Genomic DNA, 13,818 nt, shown 5'->3' with positions numbered 1-13,818 from the left:
AGCACAAAAACAACAATTTCGATGAAGCACTTTGAGGACAACCATCATGATTATTTACGGTGTGGCGTTGCTGGCGATCTGCATGTTGGCCGGCGTGATTCTGGGCGACATGCTCGGCGTGTTGCTGGGAGTCAAATCCAACGTGGGCGGGGTGGGGATCGCGATGATCCTGCTGATCTGCGCACGGTTGTGGATGCACAAACACGGCGGCATGACCAAGGAATGTGAGATGGGTGTCGGCTTCTGGGGTGCCATGTACATCCCGGTGGTGGTGGCGATGGCGGCGCAACAGAACGTGGTCACCGCGCTGCACGGCGGCCCGGTGGCGGTGCTGGCGGCGATTGGTTCGGTGGTGGTGTGCGGTTGCACGATTGCCTTGATCAGCCGCACGCACAAGGGCGAACCGTTGCCCGATGAAGAGCCGCTGATTGCGGCTGCACCTGTCGCGGGAGGTCGCTGATATGTGGGAACTCATCGAGAAAGGCCTGGCAAATAACGGCTTGGTCACCGCCTTTGCATTTGTCGGCGTGGTGATGTGGATTTCGGTGGTGCTGTCCAAGCGCCTGACCTTCGGACGCATCCACGGCTCAGCCATCGCGATTGTGATCGGGCTGGTGCTGGCCTGGGTGGGCGGCACCTTGACCGGCGGGCAGAAAGGCCTGGCGGACGTGGCGCTGTTTTCCGGGATCGGCTTGATGGGCGGCGCCATGCTGCGGGACTTTGCCATCGTGGCCACGGCATTTGAAGTACAGGCCACCGAGGCGCGCAAGGCCGGCTTGATTGGTGCGATTGCCTTGCTGCTGGGCACGGTGCTGCCGTTTATTGTGGGCGCGAGTATCGCCTGGGCGTTTGGTTATCGCGATGCGATCAGCATGACCACCATCGGCGCGGGCGCGGTGACTTACATCGTCGGGCCGGTGACCGGGGCGGCGTTGGGTGCAAGCTCGGATGTGGTGGCGCTGTCCATTGCGACTGGGTTGATCAAGGCGATCCTGGTGATGGTGGGCACGCCCATGGCGGCACGCTGGATGGGCTTGGATAACCCGCGCTCGGCGATGGTGTTCGGTGGTTTGGCCGGCACGGTGAGCGGCGTGACGGCAGGCCTGGCGGCGACGGACCGGCGGTTGGTGCCGTATGGCGCACTGACCGCCACCTTTCACACCGGGCTTGGGTGCTTGCTGGGGCCGTCGGTGCTGTACTTCATCGTGCGCGGGATTGTCGGCTGACCCGAGATGTGTCGACCGCTTTTGTGGCGAGGGAGCTTGCTCCCGCTGGAGCGCGAAGCGGTCCCAATGCATTCATCCTGAAACAACACGGGCGCTGATTTTACGACTGCTGCGCAGCCGAGCGGGAGCAAGCTCCCTCGCCACAGGGGATCATTGTCAGGTTTGGCGGTTCGCATACATCCGGCACTCCGCCAACAGCGCGAGCAGGTTCGGGTCGCGTTCCTTGGCTTTCAGAAACACCACGCCAATGTGCTGCTGCAAACGGTAGCGCGGTTGCAGGGGAATCAGCTTCACCCGGTTCTCATACACCGCCGCAATCCGCCCCGGCAGCAGCGCATAACCCACGCCCGAGCTGACCATGCTCAGCAGGGTGAAGATGTCGTTGACCTGCATCGCCACCTTCGGCTCGAACCCTGCCTGCTTGAATACGCGGTTGCCGTCCTGGTGGGTGGCGAAGCCTTGGGTGAGGGTGATGAAGGTGGCGTCGCGCACGTCCGCCAGGTCGATTTCCTGTTCACGGTCGAAGGGTGAATCGGCCGGGGTGGCGAGGAAGATGTCGTCGGAAAACAGCGCGATCTGCTCGCAGTCCGGATCGTTGGCGTGCTCGTCGAGGGAGATCAGGATCGCATCGACTTCCATGTTCTTCAGCTTGTACAGCAGGTCGAAATTGGAGCCGAGGATCAGGTCGATATTCAGCTCGCTACGGCGAATCTTCAGCCCCATGATCAACTGCGGCACGGTCTTCACCGTCAGCGAATACAGCGAGCCCAGCTTGAAGCGCTCGGCGGAAAAGCCGGCGGCCTCGCGGGTCACCCGCACGCTGTCGACCACATCCTGCACCAGCTTCTGCGCACGCTCTTCCAGCACATAGGCGCTTTCCAGCGGCGTGAGGTTACGCCCTTCGTGCTTGAACAGCGGGCAGCGCAGGGCGTTTTCCAGGGAGTGGATCGCCCGGTGCACGCTGACGTTGCTGGTCTGCAGTTCAGCCGCCGCCCGCGCCAGGTTGCCGGTGCGCATGAACGCCAGGAAGATTTCCAGCTTCTTGAGGGTGAACTCTTCGTCGATCAGCATGGGCGTGACTCTTGTTCGAATGCCGTCGATTGTGCCCCTAAAACCAGTTCACTCCCAGCCATGCGCTGCACAGGCCCAACACCACGCCGAGGATGATCAGCCAGATTGCGTTGAGCCTTGTGTAATACACCACGGCAGCGCTGGCCAGGGTCAGCACCAGGCTGGTGGCATTGTTTTCCAGGCTGTTCATCAGGATGTAGCTGGCGGCCAGGATCAGCCCGATGGAGATCGGCAGCAGGCTGCCTTTGACCCGCTGCACCCACGGGGTTTTGCTGTGTTTTTCCAGCCAGCCGGCGCCGAGGTATGTGAGTACCGAGCAGGGCACCAGCTTGGCGGTCAGGGCCACCAGGGCGCCGGGCAACCCGGCGGCTTGCTGGCCGATAAATACCAGGAACATGCCATTGGGCCCCGGCAAGGCCTGGGACAAGGCGAAGAAGGCGACGAACTGGGCGTCGGTGATCCAGTTCATGTCGGTGACGGTGTAGCGGTGGATATCGCTCAGGGCCACGGTGTTGCCGCCAATCGCCATCAGCGACCACAGCGCGCATTGGATCATCAGGTGAAACAGCACGCTCTGCATCAGCCGGCCACCTTCTGCTTGCCCATGAAACTCAAGGCCAGGGAGCTAGGAATGCAGATCAGCAGGACCATCCACAACGGCAGCACCAGCACCGCCATCAATACGAAGGTCAGGACGAACGCGCTGTAGTTGGCCAGGGTCCGCGGCATGGCCTTGAGCAGGCGCAAGGTGGTGCCGAGCATCAGCCCGGTGGCGATCGGCATCACCGCGCCGAAGATCTGCTGCACCACGTCATGGCTCCACCATTTGGCATAGGCGAAGCCGGCCAGGACGGTGATCAGCGAGGGGAACAGATACAAGCCGACCACGGTCACAACCGCACCCGGCAAACCGTGCAGGCGCCGACCGTAGATGATGCCGACGTTGGCGATATTCGGCCCGGGGAAAAATTGGCCGGTGGTCAGCAACTCGTTGAAGCCTTGTTCGCTGACCCACTGCCTGCGGTCGACCATCATCTGCCGCGCCCAGGGCATCACGCCGCCAAAGCCGAACAGGCCGACCATGGCGAAGTTGTAAAACAATTGCCACAGACTCGGGTGGGGCTGGGCAGGTTCGAGGTCGGCCATGGGCGTTACCGATGAGGGGCTTTTATGTAGGAGCTGGCTTGCCTGCGATAGCGGTGGGTCAGACATGCATCTGCTGCTGATACACCGCTATCGCCGGCAAGCCAGCTCCCACAGGATGAAGCGAATCATCCATCGGCATGTGTATTTGGGCAAATGAAGAAAGGTTGTTACCTGATATTGGGTGGGTGACGTCAGAATGGTCGAGGTGATAACCGTTATTCGAGGTGAGTGACACATGTATCACGGGGAACGATTCAACGCCTGGAGCCACTTGCTCGGGGCGGTTGCGGCTTTTGTGGGTGCTGTATGGATGTTGGTGGTGGCCAGTATGGACGGCAACCCCTGGAAGATTGTCAGCGTGGCCATTTACGGTTTCACGTTGCTGGTGCTGTACAGCGCGTCGACCGTGTACCACAGCGTGCGCGGGCGCAAGAAAGCGATCATGCAGAAGGTCGATCACTTTTCGATCTACCTGCTGATTGCCGGCAGCTACACGCCGTTTTGCCTGGTGACGCTGCGCGGGCCGTGGGGCTGGACGCTGTTCGGGATTGTGTGGGGGCTGGCGGTGATCGGCATCCTGCAGGAGATCAAGCCACGCTCCGAGGCGCGGATTCTGTCGATCGTGATCTATGCGGTGATGGGCTGGATTGTGCTGGTGGCGGTCAAGCCGCTGATTGCTGCGCTGGGGCCTACCGGGTTTGCCTGGCTGGCGTCGGGCGGGGTGCTGTACACCGTGGGCATTATTTTCTTTGCCCTGGAGGACCGCTTGCGGCACTCCCACGGGATCTGGCATTTGTTCGTGATTGGCGGCAGCCTGCTGCATTTCGTGGCGATCATGGGGTACGTGTTATAGCCGGTCCAATTGCTCCTGGGCCCGGCTGCCGAAGATCTCCAACAGGCTCGCCAGCATATGCGGCGGCGGTTCGTCGGCGCGGGTCAGGGCGTACAAGGTGATTGGCAGCGGTGGCGCCAGCGGGCGAATGCAGGTGGTGGCCGGTGATGCGCCGAGGGCGGTGAACGGATCAATCACCGCCAGCCCGGCGCCGGATTCGACCATGGCCCTGGCCAGGGAATAGGTCTGCACTGCGATGCTGACCCGTGGCGGTGGATCGACCGCTTCCAGGTAGCTGTCCAGCTTCGCCGACAACGGGTCGGCGCTGGACAGGCCAATCAACGGCGCGCCCGCCAGGGCCATCAGCGGCAACGGTTTGCCCAGCTCGTTTTCCTTCCAGTAACCCTGCGGCGCCAGCGCCACCAGCACGCCGTGGGCCAGGGCCTGGGCGGTCAGGCCCGGGTGATCGGGCGGTTGCAGGGTCAGCGCCACGTCGACCTCACGCATCAACAGGTTTTGCACCAGCTCGCGGCTGTGGGCGCTGGACAGCTCGCAGGCGATGTCCGGGTAGCGTTGGGTCCATTCGCGGATGGCCGGCGGCAGCAACGACAAGGCCAGCGCGGGTGTGGCGCCGATACGCAGGCTCTGGCCCGGCTCGCGGCGCAGGTTCTGTGCCAGGCGCCGCACGCCTTGCAGGCTTTCGGTCACCTTGTCGACTTCGCGCTCCAGCGCCAGCGCTTCCGGGGTTGGCTGCAGCTTGCCGCGTATGCGCAGGAACAGCGGGAACCCCAACTGCAACTCGGCGTGCTGCAGCACCTTGCTCACCGCCGGCTGCGAGACATGCAGCAACTGGGCGGCGGCGCTGATGGAACCGGTCTGGCGGATGGCCTGGAAGATTTCGATATGACGCAAGCGCATGGGCAGTCCATAACCTTTGTTTATGGGTGACCCATCTTTATTCATTGTCCCGCCGCTGTCACCTGCCTCTAACCTTCAAGCCTGACATCGCACGGTTAAGGGACGCACATGGCTCAGCAGGTTTGCATCATCGGTGGCGGGGTTATCGGCCTGGCGAGTGCCTATGCGCTGGTGCGTGCCGGCATGCAGGTGACGGTGGTCGAAGCCCGGGAAACCCTGGGCAGCGAGACCAGCTTCGCCAACGGCGGGCAACTGTCCTACCGCTATGTCGCGCCGTTGGCCGACAAGGGCGTACCGTTGCAAGCCATCGGCTGGATGCTGCGCGGTGACTCGCCGCTGAAGCTGCGCCCGCGCATGGACCCGGCGCAGTGGCGCTGGATTGCCTCGTTCCTGGGCGCCTGCCGTGGCTCGGTGAACCAGCGCAATGCGGCCCACCTGCTGCGCCTGGCGTCCTTGAGCCAGGGCACCCTGCAACGCTGGCGTGAAGAAGACCAACTGGGCGGTTTCCACTGGCGGCGCAACGGCAAGCTGGTGACCTTTCGCAGCCTCGACAGCTATGAACGCGCCTTGAATAAAGTGACCGACCCGCTGCAACAGCAAGTGCTCTCGGCGGCGGACTGCGCACGGCTGGAACCGACCCTGGACAGCGCCAGTTTTGCCGGCGGCATCTATACGCCCAATGAAGAGGTCGGCGACTGCCATGGGTTCTGCCAGCAACTGGCGGCGCGCCTTGAAGCGTCGGGGCGTTGCACGTTCCTGTTGGGGCGCAAGGTGACGGCGATTCGTCACAGCGCAGGCGCCGTGCAGGCTATCGAAATGGGCAGTGAAGTCTTGCCGGTGCAGCACCTGGTGTTGGCCGCCGGGCACCGCAGCCCCGAGCTGGCCTTGCCGGGTATGTCGCTGCCGCTGTATCCCCTCAAGGGTTACAGCCTGAGCGTGCCGATTGGCGCGCAGCATCAGGCGCCGAACATCAGCATCACCGATTACGACCGCAAGATCGTCTACGCGCGCATCGGTGAGCAACTGCGGGTGGCGGCGATGGTGGATATTGTCGGCTTCGACACCCGCCTGGAACCCAAGCGCCTGGCGCTGATTAAACGCCAGGCACTTGAGACGTTCCCGCTGGCCGGTGACTACCAGCACGCGGTCGAATGGGCCGGTATGCGCCCGGCCACGCCGACCGGCGTGCCGTTGATTGGTGCCAGCGCCTACAGCAACCTGTGGCTTAACCTCGGCCACGGCGCCCTCGGGTTTACCCTGGCTTGCGGCAGCGGCCAGGTACTGGCCGAGTTGATTGGCCGGCACACCACTTCCATTGATATGCAGGGCTTCGCGCCCCGTGCCGCTTGAGGATATTTCGATGACCATCACCCGAATCAACAGCAACAGCCGCTTGTCTGGCGCCGTGGTGTTTCAGGACCTGGTGTTTTTGTCCGGCCAGGTGCCGGGCGAAGGCCGTGATGTAAAGACCCAGACCGAACAGGTGCTGGCCAGGATTGATGCGCTGCTGGCCGAGGCCGGCAGCGACAAGGATCATCTGCTGAATGCGACCATCTACCTGAACAATATCCAGGAGGGTTTTGCGCCGATGAATGAAGTCTGGTCCGCCTGGCTATCGCCGGGGCAGGCACCGACGCGTACCACGTTGCAGGCGCAGTTGGCGCGACCGGACGTGCTGGTCGAGATCAGCGTCATTGCCGTGCGCCGTCCATAACTAAAACAAAAACGGAGAATAACAATGCAAAAACTGTGGCGAGGGGGCTCGTCCCCCGTCGGGCTGCGCAGCAGCCCCATACTCTTCCTGGCCCTGATATTGAGTGCACAGACCCAGGCAACCGAAGCCCCCTTGGACGGCACGCTGAGCAAGATCGCCAACGCCAGGAGCATCACCCTCGGCTACCGCGATGCCTCGGTGCCGTTTTCCTATGTGGGGGATCACAGCGGCAAGCCCATGGGCTATTCGGTGGAGCTGGCGAACAAGATCGTCGAGCGTATCCAGCAGAAAACCGGTGTGCCGAAGCTCAACGTGAAGTACAACCTGGTGACTTCCCAGACCCGCATAGCCCTGGTGCAAAACGGCACCGTGGACCTGGAATGCGGTTCCACCGGCGTGACCGCCGAGCGGCAGAAGCAGGTAGCGTTTTCCTACGGGTTTATCTACGTGAAGGGCCAGTTGCTGACCGCCAACGACAGCGGCATCAAAAGCTTCGCCGACCTGCAAGGCAAGAACGTGGTAACCACCGCCGGCACCACCAACGAGCGGTTCCTCAAGAGCTACAACGTTGATCACAAACTGAACATGTCGGTGATCAGCGCCAAGGACCACGGCGAAGCCTTCCAGATGCTGCAATCCGGACGGGCGGCGGCGTTCTACATGGATGACGCGTTGCTCTACGGGGAGCGCGCCAAGGCCAGGGACCCGCACAAGTGGGTGGTGGTCGGGGAAGAACAGTCGCGGGAAATCTACAGCTGCATGGTGCGCAAGGACGACCCGCAGTTTCTCTCGGTGGTCAACGAGACCCTGGCCGGGCTGTACAGCTCGGGGGAGATCAACGGCATTTACCAGCGCTGGTTTGAGCAGCCGATCCCGCCCAAGGGCTTGAACCTGGAATTCCCGATGACCAGTGAGTTGAAGGCGATTATTGCGACGCCTGTGAGTGACCCGGTGGAGTAGCGGAGTGCAAACCCGATCCAAATGTGGGAGCGGGCTTGCTCGCGAAAGCGGAGTGCCAGTCAATACATGTGTGACTGATCCACCGCATTCGCGAGCAAGCCCGCTCCCACATTTGATGGGGTTTGCAAAACGGGTTTAGAAGTCGCCCCAGAGTTGTTGAGCCACCGCCAGCGCCACGACTGGCGCAGTTTCGGTACGCAGCACCCGTGGGCCCAACCGTGCGGCATGAAACCCCGCACCTTGTGCCGCTTCGACTTCGCCATCAGTCAATCCACCCTCCGGCCCGATCAGGAAGGCCAGGCTCCCAGGCTTGGCGTGGCTCACCAGGGGCTCGGCCACCGGGTGCAGCACCAGCTTCAAATCCGCTTCGGCCTGTTTCAACCAATCCGCCAGCAACAGCGGTGGGTGAATCACCGGCACTCGCGAGCGACCGCACTGCTCGCACGCGCTGATCGCCACCTGGCGCCAGTGCTGCAGGCGTTTGTCGGCGCGTTCGTCCTTGAGGCGCACTTCGCAGCGGTCGCTGAAGATCGGGGTGATTTCATTCACCCCAAGCTCGGTGGCTTTCTGGATCGCCCAGTCCATCCGCTCGCCACGGGACAGGCCCTGGCCGAGGTGAATCTGCAACGGCGACTCGACCTGCCCGGCGAAGGTTTCGGTGACTTGCACCACCACGCGTTTTTTGCCGACTTCCAGCAAGCTGGCGCGAAACTCCTGTCCGGAACCGTCGAACAACTGCACGGGGTCGCCTTCGCTCATGCGCAATACGCGGCTGATGTAGTGCGCCTGGGCTTCCGGCAACTCGTGGTCGCCAAGGCTCAGGGGGGCGTCGACAAAAAAGCGGGACAGTCTCATTTCTGTTCTCTGGAAATAGTGTGCAGGGCGGACGCGGAGCGTCCATGGCTGCATTCCCACGCGGAGCGTGGGAACGATCAACTCAATCAGCCCGGATCACGAAACCCCGGGTGGAAATCCTTGGGCACCGCCACGCTGACCTTGCTGTTGGTGGCGATATCAATCCCTTCGCTGGCCACTTCAGCCAGGAAGTCGATCTGCTCCGGGGTGATCACATACGGCGGCAGGAAGTACACCACGCTGCCCAACGGCCGCAGCAGCGCGCCTCGCTCCAGCGCATGCTCGAACACCTTCAGGCCACGGCGTTCCTGCCACGGGTAGGCGGTCTTGGTGGCCTTGTCCTGCACCATCTCGATGGCCAGCACCATGCCGGTCTGGCGCACTTCCGAGACGTGCGGATGGTCCGCCAGGTGCGCGGTGGCGGTCGCCATGCGCTGGGCCAGGGCCTTGTTGTTTTCGATGACGTTGTCTTCTTCGAAGATATCCAGGGTCGCCAGGGCCGCCGCACAGGCCAGCGGGTTACCGGTGTAGCTGTGGGAGTGCAGGAAGGCGCGCAGGGTCGGGTAGTCGTCGTAGAAGGCGTCGTACACATCGTCGGTGGTGACCACCGCGGCGAGCGGCAGGTAGCCGCCGGTCAGGGCCTTGGACAGGCACAGGAAGTCCGGGCGGATGCCGGCCTGTTCGCAGGCGAACATCGTACCGGTGCGGCCAAAGCCCACGGCGATTTCGTCGTGGATCAGGTGCACGCCATAACGGTCGCAGGCTTCGCGCAGCAGCTTGAGGTACACCGGGTGGTACATGCGCATGCCGCCGGCGCCCTGGATCAGCGGCTCGACGATCACGGCGGCCACGGTGTCGTGGTTTTCGGCCAGGGTCTGCTCCATGGCCAGGAACATGTTCCGGGAATGTTCTTCCCAGCTCATGCCGTCGGGGCGCAGGTAGCAGTCGGGGCTCGGCACCTTGATGGTGTCCAGCAGCAGGGCTTTATAGGTCTCGGTGAACAGCGGCACATCGCCAACCGACATCGCGGCGATGGTTTCGCCGTGGTAGCTGTTGGTCAGGGTGACAAAGCGCTTCTTGTTCGGCAGGCCGCGGTTGAGCCAATAGTGAAAGCTCATCTTCAGCGCGACTTCGATGCACGACGAGCCGTTGTCGGCATAGAAGCAGCGGGTCAGGCCTTCGGGGGTCATCTTCACCAGGCGCTCGGACAGCTCGATTACCGGCTGGTGACTGAAACCGGCGAGGATCACGTGTTCCAGCTGGTCGACCTGGTCCTTGATGCGCTGGTTGATGCGCGGGTTGGCGTGGCCAAACACGTTGACCCACCAGGAACTGACGGCGTCGAGGTAGCGTTTGCCTTCGAAGTCTTCCAGCCAGATGCCTTCACCGCGCTTGATCGGGATCAGCGGCAGTTGCTGGTGGTCTTTCATCTGGGTGCAGGGATGCCACAGCACCGCAAGGTCGCGTTGCATCCACTGGTTATTCAAACCCATGTTCATTCTCCTCGAAGCGGCTCGCGACGTGCGCGGGCGAAACAATCGCGCAAGCCTATGCAATGCAGGCCTGTGTCACAACCCATTGCGAGTCTGAAGCGTAAATTGGTGGTAAACGCAGGACAGTCCGTCACGTTTCTTCTGGATAGTCCTTAATCTCTTGTTAACTTACTCTGCATACGCTCTTGATCGTATTTCTCGATATTTCAAAGCGAAATTTTCCGCTTTAATTCGATAGGTAAATCGATAGTCTTGCCACAGCTCTTACGGGATTTGGGACATGCAACTACGTAATTCACCGGCCCGCTATGGCTGGGTCAGCATCGTTTTGCACTGGGGCGTGGCCCTGGTGGTGTTCGGTCTGTTCGCATTGGGCCTGTGGATGGTCGGTCTCGACTACTACAGTGCCTGGCGCAAAGACGCCCCGGACCTGCACAAGAGCATCGGCATTACGCTGTTCGCCATCATGCTCGTGCGGATCGTCTGGCGCCTGGTCAGTCCGCCGCCGCCACCGCTTGCCAGCTATAGCCGCATGACGCGTCTGGGGGCTGCGTTTGGCCACGCGTTCCTGTATCTCGGGCTGTTTGCCGTGATGATTGCCGGTTACCTGATTTCCACCGCAGACGGTGTCGGGATCCCGGTGTTTGGCCTGTTTGAGATTCCTGCACTGGTTTCCGGGCTACCGGACCAGGCAGACACCGCAGGCGTGGTGCATTTGTACCTGGCCTGGGTATTGGTGGTGTTCGCCGGCCTGCATGGCGTGGCCGCGCTGAAACACCATTTCATTGATCGTGATGTGACCCTGGTTCGTATGCTGGGGCGCAAAGCCTGATGTTCAACCTCGACTCACAAGGAATAGAAAGCATGTTGAAAAAGACTCTCGCCGCTCTGGCCATCGGTTCTGCCCTGCTGACTGCCGGTCAGGCGATGGCAGCTGACTACGTTGTCGACAAGGAAGGCCAACACGCCTTCGTTGACTTCAAGATCAGCCACTTGGGCTACAGCTTCATCACCGGTACCTTCAAGGACCTGGACGGCAAGTTCAGCTTCGATGCTGCCAAGCCTGAAGACAGCAAGATTGAGTTCAACGTCCGCACCGCCAGCGTGTTCACCAACCACGCCGAACGTGACAAGCACATCGCCAGCAAAGACTTCCTGGACGTTGGCAAGTTTGCCGATGCCAAGTTCGTCTCCACCAGCGTCAAGACCACTGGCAAGAATGCCGCTGGCCAAGTCACTGCTGACGTGACCGGCGACCTGACCTTTCACGGCGTGACCAAGCCGATCGTCGTCAAGGCGACCTTCCTGGGTGAAGGCAAGGATCCATGGGGCGGCTACCGTGCCGGCTTTGAAGGTACTACCTCCTTCAATCGCCAGGACTTCGGCAAGCAGATGGACCTGGGTCCAGCGTCCAACAACGTTGAGCTGTACGTGACGTTTGAAGGTGTGAAAGCGAAGTAATTTTCGCCGGCCACACAAAAATGCCCCGGATCTCGCGATCCGGGGCATTTTTTATGGCGCTTTGAAAACTCAGCGGTTGCGGGTCAGCAACGCCGGTTTTTCACCACGTGGACGGCCCGGCAGTTGATCCAACTGCTCAGGTGTCAGCGTGCGATCGCTTTTCGACTCTTTGTGGATGATCTTCGGTGCCGGGCCGCCGCGCGGGTTTTGCACCGCTGGCTCCGACAGGCGAGGTTGATCATCACGGGCCGGGCGACGGTTGCGCGACTCTTCGCGACGGGCCTGGCCGTCACGCGGTGCACCGTTGCGCGGGCCGCTGCGCTTGGCAGGCGGGGTGCCGGTGGTGGCGCCGTTGCTGCTGCGCGGACCGTTCTGGCGACCTTGTGGCTGGCCGCCGGTACGCGGAGTACCGGCGCCTGCGCCCTGGGCCGGAGCGCCCGGACGACGACCACGGCCCTGGGCCGGCTTGGCCTGGGGCACGTAGTCAACGCGGTTACCGAAGTTGTCCACATCGTCGTCCAGGAACTCGTCCGGAGCACGGTCGGCAGCAGCACGTGGCGGCTGGCTCGGCTGGCGCTGTTCGCGGGCCGGGGTGCCTTCACGGGGCTTTTGCTCACGGGCCGGGCGTTCGCCACGGCCATTGGTCGCAGCCTTGTCCTTGCCGCCCTTGTCCTTGCCCTTGTCTTTACGACCGCCACCACCGCCGCCGCCGTTCGGGCCATCGCCCTTCGGACCGCGTGGGTTGTTGCGCGGGTTGCGCACGTCCGGACGCTCGCGCACTTCAGGCTTCTCGGCCTCAACGGCGCTGGAGTCGAAGCCCATCAGGTCGCCGTCGGCGATTTTCTGCTTGGTCATGCGCTCGATGCTTTTCAGCAGCTTTTCTTCGTCCGGTGCGACCAGGGAAATGGCCTCGCCCGAACGACCGGCCCGGCCAGTACGGCCGATACGGTGCACGTAGTCTTCGTCGACGTTTGGCAGCTCGAAATTGACCACGTGGGGCAGTTGGTCGATGTCCAGGCCGCGAGCGGCGATGTCGGTGGCGACCAGGATGCGCACTTCACCGGCCTTGAAGTCGGCCAGGGCTTTGGTGCGGGCATTCTGGCTCTTGTTGCCGTGGATCGCGACGGCGGTGAGGCCGTGCTTGTCCAGGTACTCGGCCAGGCGGTTGGCGCCGTGCTTGGTGCGGGTGAACACCAGCACCTGTTCCCACGCGCCGGCGGTGATCAGGTGGGCCAGCAGCGAACGCTTGTGGGCGGCCGGCAGGCGGAATACGCGCTGCTCGATACGCTCGACCGTGGTGTTCGGCGGCGTGACTTCAATGCGCTCGGGGTTGTGCAACAACTTGCCCGCCAACGCGGTGATGTCGTTGGAGAACGTGGCCGAGAACAGCAGGTTCTGGCGTTTGGCCGGCAGGCGCGCGAGGACCTTTTTCACGTCATGGACAAAGCCCATGTCGAGCATGCGGTCGGCTTCGTCCAGCACGAGGATTTCCACGTGGGACAAATCGACGCTGCCTTGGCCGCACAGGTCGAGCAAGCGACCCGGGCATGCAACCAGTACGTCGACACCGCGGGACATGGCCTGAACCTGTGGGTTCATGCCGACGCCGCCGAAGATGCAGGCGCTGACGAACTTCAAGTCGCGGGCATACAACTTGAAGCTGTCATGCACTTGGGCGGCGAGTTCGCGGGTAGGGGTCAGGACCAGTACGCGCGGTTGGCGCGGGCCATGACGCTGGGATTTGTCCGGGTGACCGTTGGGGAACAACCGCTCCAGGATCGGAAGGGCGAAGCCGCCGGTTTTACCAGTACCTGTCTGAGCCGCAACCATCAGGTCGCGGCCTTGCAACACGGCGGGAATGGCCCGCTGTTGCACCGGAGTAGGCTCGGTATAGCCCGCTGCCTCGATGGCGCGGACTAAAGCCTCGGAGAGACCGAGGGAAGCAAAGGACATGAGTAATCCTGTTTTAGTTAGGGCTTGGCCCAGAGGGATAGTCTTGCCTGGCGTGAATGGCGTTTAGATGAACGCAATCCCGTCCGGTCCTGCTGGGGCTGGCGGGCACTCAGACGGCTCGCGCGGGCTTGAAAGCTGCGCTGTAGCGGGGTCGGGTGCCTTTTGCAAGACCGAAGCGTCCGGGCGTAA

General features: G+C 62.3%; 15 protein-coding genes. 8 read left to right on the top strand and 7 right to left on the bottom strand.

The annotated features are described in order from the left end of the window. The first annotated feature begins 46 nt into the window (after window positions 1-46). Entirely contained in the window at window positions 47-460 is a 414-nt protein-coding gene (gene madL / locus V6607_RS30785; protein WP_003216818.1) for a malonate transporter subunit MadL, read from the top strand. A 1-nt stretch (window position 461) separates the two neighbouring features. Beyond that, complete coding sequence (gene madM, locus V6607_RS30780) at window positions 462-1,226, top strand: malonate transporter subunit MadM (protein WP_003216820.1); 765 nt, start codon at window positions 462-464, stop codon at window positions 1,224-1,226. A gap of 156 nt (window positions 1,227-1,382) precedes the next feature. Here the strand turns inward: madM and V6607_RS30775 are convergent, their stop codons facing one another. The 3 genes from V6607_RS30775 to V6607_RS30765 are packed head-to-tail and all read right to left on the bottom strand — an operon-like array spanning window position 1,383 to window position 3,443. Then, window positions 1,383-2,297: a LysR substrate-binding domain-containing protein gene (locus V6607_RS30775; RefSeq protein ID WP_003216822.1), complete on the bottom strand. Its 915-nt coding sequence runs from the start codon at window positions 2,295-2,297 to the stop codon at window positions 1,383-1,385. A gap of 37 nt (window positions 2,298-2,334) precedes the next feature. Beyond that, entirely contained in the window at window positions 2,335-2,877 is a 543-nt protein-coding gene (locus V6607_RS30770; RefSeq protein WP_134327458.1) for a chromate transporter, read from the bottom strand. After that, window positions 2,877-3,443, bottom strand: coding sequence for a chromate transporter (locus V6607_RS30765; RefSeq protein ID WP_134327457.1), 567 nt, complete (start codon window positions 3,441-3,443; stop codon window positions 2,877-2,879). The genes V6607_RS30770 and V6607_RS30765 overlap by 1 nt, the downstream gene beginning before the upstream one ends. A 235-nt stretch (window positions 3,444-3,678) precedes the next feature. Here V6607_RS30765 and V6607_RS30760 point away from each other — a divergent pair, with 235 nt between their 5' ends. Further along, a complete protein-coding gene (locus tag V6607_RS30760; RefSeq protein WP_003216828.1) occupies window positions 3,679-4,296 on the top strand; it encodes a hemolysin III family protein in 618 nt (205 codons plus the stop codon). Here V6607_RS30760 and V6607_RS30755 read toward each other — a convergent pair. After that, window positions 4,291-5,193, bottom strand: coding sequence for a LysR substrate-binding domain-containing protein (locus V6607_RS30755; protein ID WP_003216829.1), 903 nt, complete (start codon window positions 5,191-5,193; stop codon window positions 4,291-4,293). The genes V6607_RS30760 and V6607_RS30755 overlap by 6 nt on opposite strands. A gap of 108 nt (window positions 5,194-5,301) precedes the next feature. Here V6607_RS30755 and V6607_RS30750 point away from each other — a divergent pair, with 108 nt between their 5' ends. Genes V6607_RS30750 through V6607_RS30740 form a run of 3 tightly spaced genes read left to right on the top strand, consistent with a single transcriptional unit; the run spans window position 5,302 to window position 7,867 of the window. Then, complete coding sequence (locus V6607_RS30750; RefSeq protein WP_134327456.1) at window positions 5,302-6,543, top strand: D-amino acid dehydrogenase; 1,242 nt, start codon at window positions 5,302-5,304, stop codon at window positions 6,541-6,543. Between the two features lie 10 nt (window positions 6,544-6,553). After that, entirely contained in the window at window positions 6,554-6,907 is a 354-nt protein-coding gene (locus V6607_RS30745; RefSeq protein WP_008434109.1) for a Rid family hydrolase, read from the top strand. Between the two features lie 24 nt (window positions 6,908-6,931). Continuing rightward, window positions 6,932-7,867 carry a transporter substrate-binding domain-containing protein gene (locus V6607_RS30740; RefSeq protein WP_256662376.1) on the top strand — a complete coding sequence of 312 codons (936 nt, stop codon included), beginning with the start codon at window positions 6,932-6,934 and terminating at the stop codon, window positions 7,865-7,867. A gap of 135 nt (window positions 7,868-8,002) precedes the next feature. Here the strand turns inward: V6607_RS30740 and V6607_RS30735 are convergent, their stop codons facing one another. After that, a complete protein-coding gene (locus tag V6607_RS30735; protein WP_134327455.1) occupies window positions 8,003-8,722 on the bottom strand; it encodes a 16S rRNA (uracil(1498)-N(3))-methyltransferase in 720 nt (239 codons plus the stop codon). Between the two features lie 86 nt (window positions 8,723-8,808). After that, window positions 8,809-10,215 carry an adenosylmethionine--8-amino-7-oxononanoate transaminase gene (locus V6607_RS30730; protein ID WP_134327454.1) on the bottom strand — a complete coding sequence of 469 codons (1,407 nt, stop codon included), beginning with the start codon at window positions 10,213-10,215 and terminating at the stop codon, window positions 8,809-8,811. Between the two features lie 280 nt (window positions 10,216-10,495). Here V6607_RS30730 and V6607_RS30725 point away from each other — a divergent pair, with 280 nt between their 5' ends. Then, on the top strand, window positions 10,496-11,047 hold the full coding sequence (locus V6607_RS30725; protein ID WP_003216842.1) for a cytochrome b: 552 nt from the start codon (window positions 10,496-10,498) through the stop codon (window positions 11,045-11,047). A gap of 32 nt (window positions 11,048-11,079) precedes the next feature. Beyond that, on the top strand, window positions 11,080-11,676 hold the full coding sequence (locus tag V6607_RS30720) for a YceI family protein (RefSeq protein WP_003216844.1): 597 nt from the start codon (window positions 11,080-11,082) through the stop codon (window positions 11,674-11,676). 69 nt (window positions 11,677-11,745) lie between these two features. Here the strand turns inward: V6607_RS30720 and V6607_RS30715 are convergent, their stop codons facing one another. Then, the gene (locus V6607_RS30715; protein WP_003216846.1) at window positions 11,746-13,629 is read right to left on the bottom strand and encodes a DEAD/DEAH box helicase; all 1,884 of its coding nucleotides are present in this window, start codon (window positions 13,627-13,629) and stop codon (window positions 11,746-11,748) included. Window positions 13,630-13,818: the final 189 nt, after the last annotated feature.

Source organism: Pseudomonas sp. KK18, assembly GCF_037094675.1.
GTDB lineage: Bacteria > Pseudomonadota > Gammaproteobacteria > Pseudomonadales > Pseudomonadaceae > Aquipseudomonas.
This window is presented reverse-complemented; position numbering and strand designations above follow the sequence as displayed.